This window comes from Psychrobacter sp. TAE2020, assembly GCF_018919485.1.
GTDB lineage: Bacteria > Pseudomonadota > Gammaproteobacteria > Pseudomonadales > Moraxellaceae > Psychrobacter.
In genome coordinates this window covers 2529609-2543091 of the sequence record NZ_JAHLMU010000001.1, presented here as the reverse complement: position 1 = coordinate 2543091, position 13483 = coordinate 2529609, and the positions used below count along the sequence as shown (strand labels likewise).

General features: G+C 42.2%; 14 protein-coding genes. 6 read left to right on the top strand and 8 right to left on the bottom strand.

Annotated elements, in window-relative coordinates; genetic code table 11:
• Nucleotides 1–177: 177 nt before the first annotated feature.
• The 5 genes from KPY62_RS10410 to KPY62_RS10390 form a co-directional block, all read right to left on the bottom strand.
• Nucleotides 178–645, bottom strand: a complete 468-nt coding sequence (locus KPY62_RS10410) for a YbjQ family protein (protein ID WP_216581920.1) — start codon at nt 643–645, stop codon at nt 178–180.
• A gap of 45 nt (nt 646–690) precedes the next feature.
• Nucleotides 691–1137, bottom strand: a complete 447-nt coding sequence (locus tag KPY62_RS10405; protein ID WP_324033943.1) for a YbjQ family protein — start codon at nt 1135–1137, stop codon at nt 691–693.
• Between the two features lie 240 nt (nt 1138–1377).
• On the bottom strand, nt 1378–1935 hold the full coding sequence (locus tag KPY62_RS10400; RefSeq protein WP_216581919.1) for a YecA family protein: 558 nt from the start codon (nt 1933–1935) through the stop codon (nt 1378–1380).
• A 259-nt stretch (nt 1936–2194) separates the two neighbouring features.
• The gene (locus KPY62_RS10395) at nt 2195–2422 is read right to left on the bottom strand and encodes a PA3496 family putative envelope integrity protein (RefSeq protein WP_201623306.1); all 228 of its coding nucleotides are present in this window, start codon (nt 2420–2422) and stop codon (nt 2195–2197) included.
• Between the two features lie 139 nt (nt 2423–2561).
• Nucleotides 2562–4043: a hypothetical protein gene (locus KPY62_RS10390; RefSeq protein ID WP_216581918.1), complete on the bottom strand. Its 1482-nt coding sequence runs from the start codon at nt 4041–4043 to the stop codon at nt 2562–2564.
• A gap of 388 nt (nt 4044–4431) precedes the next feature.
• Here KPY62_RS10390 and serB point away from each other — a divergent pair, with 388 nt between their 5' ends.
• The 6 genes from serB to hemJ all read left to right on the top strand — a co-directional run bounded on the left by serB (nt 4432) and on the right by hemJ (nt 10288).
• Nucleotides 4432–5751, top strand: coding sequence for a phosphoserine phosphatase SerB (gene serB / locus KPY62_RS10380; protein ID WP_228730656.1), 1320 nt, complete (start codon nt 4432–4434; stop codon nt 5749–5751).
• 153 nt (nt 5752–5904) lie between these two features.
• The gene (locus KPY62_RS10375) at nt 5905–6936 is read left to right on the top strand and encodes a DUF368 domain-containing protein (RefSeq protein ID WP_216581917.1); all 1032 of its coding nucleotides are present in this window, start codon (nt 5905–5907) and stop codon (nt 6934–6936) included.
• Nucleotides 6937–7140: 204 nt separating this feature from the next.
• Nucleotides 7141–7548: an AciT family ciprofloxacin tolerance protein gene (gene aciT, locus KPY62_RS10370; protein ID WP_228730655.1), complete on the top strand. Its 408-nt coding sequence runs from the start codon at nt 7141–7143 to the stop codon at nt 7546–7548.
• A 298-nt stretch (nt 7549–7846) separates the two neighbouring features.
• Nucleotides 7847–8353 carry an SCP2 sterol-binding domain-containing protein gene (locus KPY62_RS10365; protein WP_216581916.1) on the top strand — a complete coding sequence of 169 codons (507 nt, stop codon included), beginning with the start codon at nt 7847–7849 and terminating at the stop codon, nt 8351–8353.
• A 292-nt stretch (nt 8354–8645) separates the two neighbouring features.
• Complete coding sequence (gene bioB, locus KPY62_RS10360; RefSeq protein WP_216581915.1) at nt 8646–9785, top strand: biotin synthase BioB; 1140 nt, start codon at nt 8646–8648, stop codon at nt 9783–9785.
• Nucleotides 9786–9853: 68 nt separating this feature from the next.
• Nucleotides 9854–10288 carry a protoporphyrinogen oxidase HemJ gene (gene hemJ, locus KPY62_RS10355; RefSeq protein ID WP_216581914.1) on the top strand — a complete coding sequence of 145 codons (435 nt, stop codon included), beginning with the start codon at nt 9854–9856 and terminating at the stop codon, nt 10286–10288.
• Nucleotides 10289–10443: 155 nt separating this feature from the next.
• On the opposite strand, the gene KPY62_RS13785 is transcribed toward hemJ, so the two are convergent.
• From KPY62_RS13785 to rph, 3 genes are all read right to left on the bottom strand, one after another.
• Complete coding sequence (locus tag KPY62_RS13785) at nt 10444–11526, bottom strand: hypothetical protein (protein ID WP_228730654.1); 1083 nt, start codon at nt 11524–11526, stop codon at nt 10444–10446.
• Between the two features lie 161 nt (nt 11527–11687).
• Nucleotides 11688–12179 carry a hypothetical protein gene (locus KPY62_RS10345; RefSeq protein ID WP_216581913.1) on the bottom strand — a complete coding sequence of 164 codons (492 nt, stop codon included), beginning with the start codon at nt 12177–12179 and terminating at the stop codon, nt 11688–11690.
• A 76-nt stretch (nt 12180–12255) separates the two neighbouring features.
• A complete protein-coding gene (gene rph / locus KPY62_RS10340; RefSeq protein ID WP_216581912.1) occupies nt 12256–12972 on the bottom strand; it encodes a ribonuclease PH in 717 nt (238 codons plus the stop codon).
• Nucleotides 12973–13483 lie beyond the last annotated feature (511 nt).

Genomic DNA, 13483 nt, shown 5'->3' with positions numbered 1-13483 from the left:
TAACTATCTAACTATAGTAACTACGTATCTGAATACTAACTCATAAAAAATGCCACAAGCTTAAGGATTGGCTTTGTGGCATCGTCGGTCATCATAAAATTATCGTTGCAGTGCATTAAGTAATTCTTATATTATTTACCACCTGATGCTTAAGAGTTAATGCTTGACGCTTATCACTTAAGGATTAATACTTATTACCGCTGTGCCATAAGCGATAGCTTCTACCATACTGCCAAGCTGGTTAATATTGCTGACTTCAAGACGTAAACCATAAATGTGGTTATAACCTTTAGCATGAGCTTGGCTACGCATACGCACTACTGCCTCACGACGTGCTCTATCTAGTAAGGTTTCATAAGTGGTTAGGTTTTTGCCAAATAGACTCATCACTCTAGCAATGATCATCTTAAAATAATCTTGGGCGATAACGACACTACCTAATACCAGTTCGCTTTGGCTATTATCAGCTAGTGCTGGTTGGTAAAAGCGTTCAGTAGAAACGATAACGTGGCTAACTTGTTGTTCAGAGATCGCAAGTCGTGCTAAATGTTGACGCTCATGACGGGAGCCAAAGAACCAACCGACCACAAACAATATAACAAGCGGCGCATAATTAAACAGCACTTGGGTAACAGAGTTATTCATGGCTTGTCTCTTATCATAAAAAGCATTAGCTGTTTAACTAATCAACTAGCCAAAAGGATTAAAACGCGGTAAATCTTCGGCAGCTGCTGGCGCTTGATCTTGCGCACTTGGGTACTGGCTTACTTGATCATAAGGAGCGCTGGGTGGCTGATAATGCGTAGCTTGCTGCTGCTGAACAGCTACTACTTTGACTGCCGTACCATAGACGAACAGCTCAGCGGCTCCTTGAGCAATGCTTGAGGTTGAGAAACGTAGACCCACTACCGCATCAGCGCCTAAAGCTTCCGCCTTAACTATCATACGATCGATGGCTTGTTGGCGAGACTCGTCTAACAGCTCAGTATAAGCCGTCAACTCACCACCAACGATGTTTTTTAGTCCAGCAAATAAGTCTTTACCTACGTGCTTTGAGCGCACAGTACTGCCATAAACCACATCTAAACGCTCAGTGATTTGGTAATTAGGCAAGTGCTCAAGATTGGACAGTTGAATATTACTCAATTAATAAACCTCATCGATTATATGTTTACAGAGTGCATCTAGATAAGCGTTTTCTGAACTTTTATTAGTATTGCCTAAGTCCATCGTTGCTACGGTTTTTATAATAAAGACATTGTCGTGCAGCCCATCACACTCAGAGTTACTAACATTGTAGCTAGTAATAACTTATTCATAGGTAACCTTGTGCTTGATAGGCGCGTCTATTAAGTGTCAGTAGCTAACTATTATTAACTAGTCATTAGTATGGAACAATAAAAACAACTCAGTTAAATTGCCTTCAATACTATTAGCCATCTGCGCCATTTTGTCTTCATCGCTACGCATCTGTAATAGCTCAGGGTCTTCATCGTCAATACCACTAAGTACAATCATAGGCAAAGTCAATACTGCCACATCTTCAGCGGTATCTTCGTTTTGAATCCAATCGCTGGCTTCATCACCGTACATTGCATCGACAAATCCAATCGACCAAGCAACGATATCAGATTCATCAGAGAAATCGAAGTCCACTTCTTCATTACCGACATCTTCACTAAACGGCAGCTCGATAGGTGTCTCATTTTTTAGCTCGTCCATAATGGACTTACGCCAGCGCTTAACACCGTCAACGACGTTTTCTGGAAGCTTACTCACTTGACCTTCAAACAATGCATCTAGCCAGTTCGGTAATGCAGGACCGATAATCGTAGCGGTTAAGAAACCATGCATAGCCACGCTATCCAGCACGTATTGGCTCTCTTGGTTATCCAAGTAGTCTAATAATTGGTCAAAGCTCATTGGATTACTCATATTACAGTGGTCCTTACATGCGTACAGTAGCGCTGCGAACTCAAGAATGAGCTTGGTTCACAACTTATCATCTGTCAAATGGGAAAATATTATTATAAAAGATAGATGGCAAAACTAGGTAAAATAACCGACTTAACACAGTAACTAGCTTAGCATAACTTAATTGTGATAAGGGATTATATAGTGACATCTATAGCTATTTTGGTAGTCAATATAACTACTTTGGTAGCCGATTTAAGTAAGATGCAAACCCTTTATCCTAGTCTTCCCAATCATCACCATCTTCGTCAAAGTTATCTAAATCATCAAGCTCGTCTTTTAGCTCTTTAGCCAGACGTTTTTCTTCTAATAGATTGTCGATCAAGCGTCTTTTTTCTAGGCTGCTTAAACGCGTGCGCACACTAGTCTCTGCTTCTTCAACCATCTTTGCATCATCATCATCGCTAAAATCATCGTCAAAATCATCGTCGATATCAGCATCGCTCATGGCAAACTCCTGTCAGTAGTAAAAAGGTAAAATACATAGATACCTATGCCTTATAAAGTCTCTATGAGACGTTGTCAATAGTTTTTGCATTTATCGTTATTTTGCTATTAGCACAGTGAGGCGCTGGTAGCTATTATTATCACTCATTACCAGTCATTAGTACTGCATTGCGTACATCTGCTAAACGCTGAATCATAGCATCATTACCACCTTCAAATACTGCACATTCGCGTTCGTATACCGTGGTTGGGCGCTTGAGACTATAGACTTTGACATGATTGGCAATTTGCTTAAGCCCCTCATTAGGTAACAAGATTAGCATTTGCTCCTTTTTTCCCACACTTTTGAGCAGTTGTGCCATGGCTTCGCTTTGTGCTTCGTCACTGACTCCAACAGTCACTGACAAGGCAAATTTTGAGAGCTCGATATGCTTGTCATGAATGATTTTATTCAGCATCAAATATAGCTTACCCAACATCACTCCCGCCAGCGCAACTTTAGCATGACTATTATTCGCTTTTAGTAATGCTACAGCCCCGTTATCTTCAAAATGAGGCTCATTAATAACACTAACCCCTAATAACAAAGGCAACTGTAACAGTTCCAACAAGGCTTGGTTAAATAGCTGGGTACATAATGCCAGATAAGGCACACGCATTTCAGGCGCTAAACGCTCTAGCATTTTATATTCATCATGGAATTTAACTTGCACGCTTACGCTATCATAACTGCGCGAAGCTGACAATTTGTTAGTAGCTATAGCGGGTTTTTGCGGCTTAGAAGGTAATTTTTGTAACTGATTAATAGTTGTGTCAGTAGCTGATGAGCGGGTATCAGCAGAGGCTAACGCCTGCTCCTCTACACTGCCAGTACCCTGTTGCGACTTTAGATAAGCGTTGAGCTCGTTATGAATGACCGCAGTATTAACAGCGGTACCCGTACTTTTTCCTTTAGTAGATATAGAGTTAGCACTGCTATTGGGTGCTTGATTATTAGGGTCTTCACTATCATAAATTTTGCTGTCGGCATCTCTAGAATCAGCAGCATTCAACTGCCGTCTGCTGTCTAACGAATTGGTTTTTGCATAAGTATTACGATGCAAATTGTCAATTTCGCGACTTAAAGCATTAATTTGCTGCTTAGTAGGACGAGCGATATAGCCGTAAGCCACTAATAGTAATAAGTGTAACAATAGCGAGCCGATGACGAAGGGCCACTGCATAGCTATAATCTCGCCTTTACTGATATCTTTTAAGGTTAGCGCCACACTACCAATTACCGCATCACCCTTAGTCGCCATCTGCTCAATAGTGTTGCCTTTCTGCATAGGAGCATTGCCTACCGGCACCAAAATCTCATTATTACTATCTTTGATCACTAAACGCGCAACGTCCTGCTCGCTAGTATAACGATTGGCGATCACACTGAGACTAACTCGGTCCTTATTCTCTAAAGACAGGCGTGCCTCATCGATCAACTGGGTGACCATTTGTTCGCCTTTGTGCGCCCGACTTTTGCTTAACTGTTGATCGGTACTGATCACCAATAACAAAGTTTGCAGACAAAAACTAACCAGAATAATAATGGCAAACAACCCTTGCCGCGGCGCTAAATACATCATGATAGAGTAGACTTATTTGAAGGAGAAAATTAAAAAACAAGACTTTCGCTTATTTTCCAGAAAAGTATGCTGCTTGTACTACTAGGGTGTGTTGAACACTCAACCACAGCAGTGACAAAATGACGATCTATTGTTCAAAGCCCTATTTTAACAAGCAAATAAGCGTACCTTATTATCATAACGCTTTTTTGTCGAGGGATTTACCTTTTATAACCAATAGTGTCTCATAATTAGTAACGGTTAATGTATAACCGCTTATAACAGCCATTATGATAAGCCAAGCTTACCAAACTATGGCAAAATTACTTCACAGCTCATCTATAGGCGCTACCTAGTAAAGCTGTTATTATTCCTAATCTTATCTGCGCATACAAGGGACAATTAAGCCATGGCAAAAAATACATCATACTCGTTACCAAAAGACAGCAAAGCCTGGCAACAGGCCGTCAATTCTATCGCGGAATTACTACCTGATGATATTAATTTGCATGATTTTGATGCGCTGCAATCTTTGCCTTTGTTTGCGTTGATAGTAGTACTGCCGGTAGAAGTACCTACTTTAGACATTCATCAGTATGTACAGTCTTGGGTTGACGAGCAGCCGAACTGGCATTTAGTGACTGTAGCCGAAGATAAAGAAGCCAGCTTTGTAGAGATTCCTATTGAGCATACAATGACTAGCCCAGCTTATGTAACGGCAGGCCTCCGTATCAATAGCAGTAACGATGATAATGCTAACAGTAGTAATGCAGACCCCACGAATCCACTAGATGGCTCGGCAGCAACTAAGACTACTGCCAAGCCGCCGTTTGTCTCTGCGCAAGTTTTTCGCTATCTGTTAGTGCCAGTCACCGATACGCTAATGCATGCCGGCAAAAAAATAGCCGCTGCACATATGATTGATGAGCAGCTGACTTCACGCTTACGCCATGACTTGGCAGAGCATCAATTGGCGCAAAACAATAGCCATTCTGCCAATACTCCAGCAAGCCCTACGCTCGATAACGCAGACTTAGTGGATTGTCATATTTTATCTATCGGCCATATGTTGCGCACCCATAAACTGGCTTGTTTCGACATGGACTCAACTTTGATTGAACAAGAGGTTATCGTTGAGTTGGCTAAGACCGCTGGGGTTGGCCAAGAAGTAGCCACCATCACTGAAGCGGCCATGCGCGGTGAGATCGACTTCGATGAGTCTTTTGCGCAACGAGTAGCGTTACTAAAAGGGGTTCCAACTTCAATACTCGATGAGATTTGTGCACGACTCAGCCTATCAACAGGTGCTCGTACTACTATCAGCGCTCTAAAAGCTTTAGGATATCACACCGTATTAGTCTCTGGTGGATTCACTTATTTTGCCCGCTATATCGCTGAGCAACTAGGCATAGATGAAGTCCATGCTAATAATCTAGATGTCAGTGAAGGTGAAGTCAGCGGTCATATTCAATTGCCTATTATCAATGGTGCCAAAAAAGCTGCTATCGTTGCCCATACTGCCGAACGCTTAGGTATCGCTATGTCACAAGTAGTCTGTGTTGGTGATGGCGCTAACGATTTACCAATGATGGCTATTGCTGACTTAGGGGTAGCTTACCGTGCTAGATCTATCGTACAAGCACGTGCTGATGCTTCGGTCAATGTCACGGGCCTTGAAGGAGTACTCTACGCCCTCGGCTATCCAGCATTTATTGCCAAACAGTCGTAAATACTTATAAGCTCAAGCAATAGTCGTCCTATCGAGCCTTGCTTCAGCTGACCACTACATGCTGTTATCATTCCCTACTTTATAAGCTGAGTCAGCGATTATGTCGTTCTCTCGGCTTATTTTTCACCCTTATTATGGTACAAGGAGTCGTCCATGACGGCATTGAAATCCCCACAGCAAGATGACTCGCTATTAGAGCCGTCAAAACCATCAACTGCAACTGTAATATCAACAAAGTCGTCAAGCTTGCCTCATGAGCCATCAGCCTCTAGTAAAGACAGCCCTAAGCAACTACTAGCTATATATGTTAAAGGCATGACTATGGGGGCTGCGGATATCGTCCCTGGCGTATCTGGTGGTACTATAGCCCTGATTGCTGGTATCTATGAGCGCCTGATCAATGCTCTAAGTAGCATCGGCCCTCATCTATGGTCAGTGTTCCGTCTGCAAGGCGGAGTCAAAGGCTTACTAGCCGTATGGCGTCAAGTTGATGCGACTTTTCTATTATTTTTATTGCTAGGGATTGGCACGAGTATTGTGACTTTGGCTGGTATTATTAAAGGCTTATTAGAGAATCAACCGCTATTGATTTGGTCGTTCTTCTTTGGCTTAGTAGTCGCCACTGTACTTATTTTATTGACCGAGATTACTCGCTGGACTGCAGCACGAATGGGTCTATTCCTAGTCGGTGCGATTGCGGCCATAGCTATTAGCAGTCTACCCTTACTGACTACTACTCCAAGTTTACCTTACTTGTTCTTCGCTGGAGCCATAGCGATTTGTGCCATGATACTACCCGGAATATCCGGCTCTTTTATTTTATTATTATTGGGCGCTTACGACACCGTGTTGGAGGCAGTACATAGCTTTAATCTAACTATTATCTTCACTTTGATGGCTGGCATGCTAACGGGACTGTTATTATTTACTCGGATGCTTAAGTGGCTATTGTCACGCTATTATCAGGCAACTTTAGCGCTCCTGACTGGCTTTATCGCTGGCTCCTTAGTAAAAGTATGGCCTTGGAAAACCGATTCTTTAGGGACCTTAGCCAAAGAAGCTACCCACAATGTAGCCCCTTGGCTATATCCCACTGGCCCTCACTGGTTAACCACTTTAAGCCTTATGTTAATAGGTGCCGTATTAGTATCGTTGTTATCTTGGTGGGGTCATCGTAGCAACTAATTCAAGCGATCTACTAATTAAAGTTAAGCTTAGTAGCTGTCAGTGCTAAGCTCGAATACTTACCTACACCCTCGTAAAAAAGCGCCCATTGCTGCTAAAAATAGACGTCAACGGTTGTCGCAAAGTCGCCTTTTAGCCTTTCGGTTTACCAGTAGAACTCTCATAATGGTGTTATTGAAATTCACCTTTTGCAGAGCGAGATGAATGATGCTTTTAACATTATTAGCTAGTGGCTACTTATCCAGCCTGTCCATAGCGACCTTGAGCAGTGGCGCTCTATTAGGCTATGGCTTGTTAATCAGTCTAATTATAGCTATTGCGCTCTCTTCGCAGCGCTGGCTCCTTTGGTACGTATTAGGCGGAGTGGTGTATTGGCTAGCCGTTGAGAGCATCCATAGCCTACTCATGAGCTGGACATTCCTGACAGAATGGCATGGTTATGTCGCTGCTATGGGCATTAGCTGGCTGCCTTTATTCGCTTGGGTGCTGTATCGAGCACTACGCTATGATGATGTTAGTGCAGCTTTGCAACAGCAGCGTGAGATTGAAACAGCACGTTATATTGAGCACAGCCCTATTTATGATGATGACTATACGCCACGTTTTGAATAGTATCCTTAGTAGTTAGTTTGGCCTACTATTTAATAAAGACACGACCATTACTTAAAAACACCGCTGGTTTAGAGAGGGTGTTGGCTGATAACTATTGTTATGAAACTATTGTAAAATTATGCGCCTACTATTGGCGCTTTTTTTATCGGTTACTATTACTTTGTTACACATACTTAAAGCTGTCTACGCAAATACTAATGAGTACCGGCTGAAGAATGAGTTATAATTTAACTATATGATTATAGTGATAATTGCTATAAAGTACGTTTTATTTTTAGCCACTTTTAGGAGTTTGACCATGTTTACTGTTCCTGTTTTGGATGTAAAATCTGATCCTTTAGATGTACTATTAGCGGTAGTTGGTTATCGCTTGTCTATGCTTGCTGATAGCAATAACGAAGACTTTAAAGCACTATTGACTGAACGTAAGGTAACTATTGAGTTTGCTAGCGAAGAGTCTGATATTGCTCGTTACTTTAGCTTCGATAATGGTGAGTTTAGTCAGCGTAGTGGTCATGCTGAAAAAGCCGACTTAACTATCACTTTTAAAGATTCAATGACTGGTGTTAAGCTATTAACTAAAGGTAGCTTGCCAGCCTTTATGACTGCTGTTCAAGAAGGCAACTTAAGCATTGAGGGCGATTATAGTTTGCTAATGTGGTTCAATAAACTGGCAAAACATATCGTACCAGAGATCCCAGAAGAGCTAAAACCTCATATCCAAAATGCTAAGCCTTATGTTTATAAAGCCCAGCAGTTCGCTGAGCATTGGATCGGTTTTGCCAAGCATAAACTAGGTAAATAGTTGCCCTAGTAAGTAGCTGCTATATTGACACGAAGCATTATTGCTGTCACTTAGCACTACTCTGCTGTTATTATAAAGGTTGCGGTACACTACGGTTGCTGCAACCTTTTTTTATGTGGTAATCTTTTTATAATTTAAATTTTTTATTTACTAAATAATAGTCGCTGTTACTATTAGTGCTACTCTTCTTATAAACCACGCTTTAGTTTTTGAATAACTCAATACACCCTGATTAAGTTTTATTATCGAAGCTTTTTCAAATGTTGTGCTACTTATTACCCAAGGATTTATCATGGCAGGATTGCTTAGTATTACCGAACCTACTCCTACTTCTACTTGTAACCTCCCTAAAGGCAAGTATTTTAATCCTGAAGCGTTAGCTACAGAAGCTGTTGAGCCTGTTAATAAATATAGCCGTGAGCAAGTCGCCCAGCTTTTTGAATTACCATTGCTAGATTTATTATCACAAGCCCAAACCATTCATCGCCAATACTTCATCGCTAATGAGGTGCAAATTAGCACTTTATTATCGATCAAGACTGGCAACTGTCCTGAGGATTGTGGTTACTGCTCGCAGTCTGGTCATCATCGTGACAAAACTAAGCTACAAGCAGAAAAACGCTTAGAGATTGATAAGGTTATTGCCGCGGCCAAACGTGCTAAAGCGACTGGTTCATCACGGTTTTGTATGGGTGCGGCTTGGAAACATCCAAGCGCCAAAGATATGCCTTATGTAGTCGAGCTAATCAAAGAAGTCAAAGGTTTAGGGCTTGAGACTTGCATGACCTTAGGTATGCTCAACCCTGAGCAAGCAGGCCAATTAGCCAATGCTGGATTAGACTATTATAATCATAACCTCGATACTTCTAGAAGCTATTATGAGCAAGTGGTAAGTACTCGTAGCTATGATGATCGTTTGGATACTCTGAACAACGTGCGTGATTCAGGCATTAATGTCTGTAGTGGCAATATCGTCGGCATGGGTGAGAGCCGTGATGATCGTATAGATTGGTTATACGAATTACTCAAAATGCCTAAGGCTCCTGAATCTATCCCTGTCAACTTACTAGTTCCTATTGCTGGCACACCTATAGGCGATAAAGTATTAGCAGAAGGTGAGCTATCCGTGCTTGAATGGATTCGCACTATTGCGGTGACTCGTATTTGTTGCCCTACTAGCTATGTGCGCCTATCAGCCGGACGTGAGAGTCTATCTGATGCCGAGCAAGCCTTAGCCTTTATGGCAGGGGCTAATTCATTCTTTTATGGTGATAAGCTGTTAACCACTGGTAATGCTAGCCAAGCCAATGATGATCGCTTACTGCGCGAGCTGGGCTTAACTAAGCAATTTGCGGCGCCAAAAGCTGCAAAACTATTGCCTGTACTCGATGCTGTGAGTGGTCATAAGTCACAAGTAGTGCTGTCAAACTAAAGCAAACTGCGCTAAGCTTGCCCGCATTCCAATATAGCTATCAGCAGATCGACATTAGGAAAATGAGTATGGCAAATTATTTTGATTGGATTAAAGCGGCGCATGTTATCTCTTTGGTTTGCTGGTTTGCAGCTATTTTTTACTTACCAAGACTGTTTGTCTATCATGCCATGAGTGAGGACACTATTAGCCAAGAGCGCTTTGTTATTATGGAGCGTAAGCTGTATCGCGGCATCATGACGCCAGCGATGATCGCTACTTGGATTTTTGGTTTGTGGATGGTGATATCGGGCTGGGAAGTATACAAGACTCAGGGCTGGCTACACGTCAAGATAGTACTAGTTATCCTGCTTTCTGGCTATCATGGCGCTTGTGGCTTCTATCGAAAAAAGCTAATAGACAACCCACAGTACAAGTCTCATGTGTTCTGGCGCTGGTTTAATGAAGTACCAGTCTTTGCTTTAGTGATTATTGTGATTTTAGTGATAGTAAAACCTTTTTAAAGCTGATTTTATTATGGTTAAGCTGTCCTCTATTAGTAAGATTAAAGCTTAGTATAAAACCTAAAAAAGCGTCCATAGTTTATTAGCTATGGACGCTTTTTTGTTTAACCGTACAGCAAAACCGACTCTTCTATAAAGCTGATAATCAAAGTAGCTTAAATAGTTGGGCGCATGATTTGGTAGACATTACTCAAGTCATAAACCCGATAACGTGCAGGCTCACGGCGATTTTCACCGGCGTAACTGAGCATTAGAGCTTGCTTGGCTGACTCATCGACCCAACCGACGAACAGACCACTGTGTTCAATACCTTTATAGCCGTGGTTAATATAATACAGCCAATCACCAATTTGAATCTCACTACTATTAGCATAAGGACCTTGTCTATAAGTGCCTTTATGTAGCGTATCACGGCTGACTCCAGCACGGTTAAATACGGCATTTAGATAGTCCCAGCAGCCGCCTTGAATGATAGTACGTTCATTGAGCGCCATAGTACGTGCAATGCTGATCACCCCACGAGCCGCCTTGCTACTCTGTAATTCAGCAGTGCTGAGCAGTGGTAAATACTCACTATCCACATTGTCATAGTTGCCCGATAAAAATGCCGGTAGTACTGCTAGCGCTGCCGATACTTGAGGATAGCGATAACTACTAGGAGCAGAGGCAGTGATAGCAGGAGAGGCTGTAACTTTGGAGCTACTAGTGTTTGACCAGCCAGAGGACACTACTGGCGACGCTACTGATACTTGAGGGTAACGATAACTGCTAGGAGCAGAAGCGGTAATAACGCGGGATGCACTAGGTTTAGAACTACTAGGCTCATAGCTGTTAGGATTGTGGCTGTTGGGATGAGAGCTATTAAGGTTAGAATTATTAGAGGTGTAGCTAATAGCGTTAGAAGGGTTAAGGCTAGAGTTGTAGCTATTAGCGTTAGAAGGGTTAAGGTTAGAGTTGTTAAGGTTAGAGTTGTTAGCATTGTAATTAGTAATATTACGATAAGTAGGCGTTGCTGCTGAAGGGGGCGCTGCACGTCTAATGCTTGAGCTGGTACTAACCCTAGCGGCGGGTACTGGCAGCATAGTTTGTGTAGTCTTTTGGGCGATCATCTGGCTCATATCATCAGCGTGTCCATAGCTTGTGAGACTCAAAACAGACAAACCTAAGGTCGCTACTGGTATCAGTTTTATAGCCTTAGATGAAACAGTTTTCGATGCAATCATCCATGTTAACGACATGATCAGCTCCTGGCAAAACAGCAAAAAAACAAAATCGCTAGGACATTAAATTCGGCAGCGATAAAGGTATAAGCTGTAGTTATAAACTATTATAGGGGCAAGTCGCAAGTACTATTAGTTATTTGACAGCGATAGCAGGTATATAAACCTAGACCAAAGGTTCAGTCAGCATTAAGCTTAATATTGACAGAGCGTTTATTAATGACTTGCCCTTGTAGGATAGCTTTGGTGGCTTGCGCCTCTTGCATAGTATCAAAGCCAATGATGTGGTATTTGCAGCTATTATCAGCAGCAATAATTTGCAGTTGCTCGCCATGCACAGTGATTTGATCATCATCAGCTAGATGAATCTGCTCACGCTTGCCTTGATTATCATGGACTAACTCGCTATTGCGTACCCATAGAATACCGTTACTGATAACGCCACTCATAGCTTTTTTGCGCTGTTGGCGCTGGCGATTAAAGAAAAAGCTGCCAATAATAAGTAAGGCTAGAGCGCCGATCGATAAGCGCTCCGGTAGCAGGCTCATAGCCAATACTACGGCTACTGCCCCTACCAACAGTGCTGAACCAAACCAAAACAGTCCATTATCACTTGCTGGCGGCTGTCCTTGCAAAGTGATTTTGGCACCATCATCAGTCAGTTTAAGCATGTAGTACTACCTATTAATTAGCGGATAAGACGTATCAACTACTGAATAAAAGAAAATCACCAGTACTGGCTACTACTTACCAGCCTAAAGCTGTTTTTTGCATAGTGATAAGCTCAGCAATGCCCTTTTCAGCTAATGCTAGCATATCATCTGCTTGCGCGCGGGTGAATGGCTTCTCTTCAGCAGTCCCTTGTAGCTCAATGAACTCGCCTTTTTGGGTCATCACTACGTTTAGATCAGTATCACAACTAGCATCTTCTTGGTAATTTAAATCCAAATACGCCACGCCATCTTTCATACCGACGGAGACCGCAGCCACTAAACCAATTAACGGATCGGCTTTTAGTTTTTTAGTTTTTTGGATAGTTTCTAGGGCATCAATTAGGGCAATAGCTGCACCAGTGACACTAGCAGTACGAGTACCGCCATCTGCTTGGAGTACATCACAGTCAAGATAGATGGTATTTTCGCCTAACTTGCTGAGATCTATCATGGCTCTTAGGCTACGCCCGATCAGGCGTTGAATCTCTTGGGTACGACCTGACTGCTTACCACGGGCAGCTTCGCGTTGATTACGAGTGTTAGTGGCGCGCGGTAACATGCCATATTCGGCAGTGATCCAGCCTTTACCTTTGCCTTTTAGCCAGCGCGGAACGCCGGACTCAACACTGGCAGTACACAATACTTTGGTATCGCCAAAGCTGACCAACACTGACCCTTCAGCATGCTTGGTATAATGACGCTCAAAGCTGATCGAACGAAGTTGGTCTAGCTCACGGTTATCAATACGCATAAGGTATCCTAGTATAGAAATAATAAATAGTTTTAGAGGGCTAAACAATGAGTGATCATATATTTTTCAATGACATAAACAGCGCTTGTTATCAGACAAATGCAGCCTTTACTGCTAGATATGGAGCTATTAACGACAATATCTTGTAATGATTGAGGACAAAATAACTGAGATATCCTAACGTGACCTCGATTCAATAGCAAGAAAAGCAGATAGCAGTGATACTTTATTAAGCCTAAATCCTAACTATAATCAACTAAAACTGCAATCGATTTAAACTCTAGCCAAGGTAAAATAAAACACTGTGGTGAATATCTATGCCCTGCTACAAAGGCTAAGGTTATAGCGACTATTAAAACTTATTCCAATAGCGCTATAGCTTTTTACAATGCAATTGCTGGTTTGATAACTGGGTTGCTGGAGCCCTCATTATTAGCTGGAAAATCACAGCAGCTGAGTTAATGGCTGATAGCTGACGGCTGATGACGAACGACGAACGACGAACAATCAA

Coding starts and splice junctions, on each gene's coding strand:
- rph (WP_216581912.1), bottom strand. CDS start 12,972: ATGCGTATTGATAACCGTGAGCTAGACCAACTTCGTTCGATCAGCTTT.
- KPY62_RS10345 (WP_216581913.1), bottom strand. CDS start 12,179: ATGCTTAAACTGACTGATGATGGTGCCAAAATCACTTTGCAAGGACAG.
- KPY62_RS10410 (WP_216581920.1), bottom strand. CDS start 645: ATGAATAACTCTGTTACCCAAGTGCTGTTTAATTATGCGCCGCTTGTT.
- KPY62_RS10390 (WP_216581918.1), bottom strand. CDS start 4,043: ATGATGTATTTAGCGCCGCGGCAAGGGTTGTTTGCCATTATTATTCTG.
- bioB (WP_216581915.1), top strand. CDS start 8,646: ATGGCAGGATTGCTTAGTATTACCGAACCTACTCCTACTTCTACTTGT.
- KPY62_RS10400 (WP_216581919.1), bottom strand. CDS start 1,935: ATGAGTAATCCAATGAGCTTTGACCAATTATTAGACTACTTGGATAAC.
- serB (WP_228730656.1), top strand. CDS start 4,432: ATGGCAAAAAATACATCATACTCGTTACCAAAAGACAGCAAAGCCTGG.
- KPY62_RS13785 (WP_228730654.1), bottom strand. CDS start 11,526: ATGTCGTTAACATGGATGATTGCATCGAAAACTGTTTCATCTAAGGCT.
- KPY62_RS10395 (WP_201623306.1), bottom strand. CDS start 2,422: ATGAGCGATGCTGATATCGACGATGATTTTGACGATGATTTTAGCGAT.
- KPY62_RS10365 (WP_216581916.1), top strand. CDS start 7,847: ATGTTTACTGTTCCTGTTTTGGATGTAAAATCTGATCCTTTAGATGTA.
- hemJ (WP_216581914.1), top strand. CDS start 9,854: ATGGCAAATTATTTTGATTGGATTAAAGCGGCGCATGTTATCTCTTTG.
- aciT (WP_228730655.1), top strand. CDS start 7,141: ATGATGCTTTTAACATTATTAGCTAGTGGCTACTTATCCAGCCTGTCC.
- KPY62_RS10375 (WP_216581917.1), top strand. CDS start 5,905: ATGACGGCATTGAAATCCCCACAGCAAGATGACTCGCTATTAGAGCCG.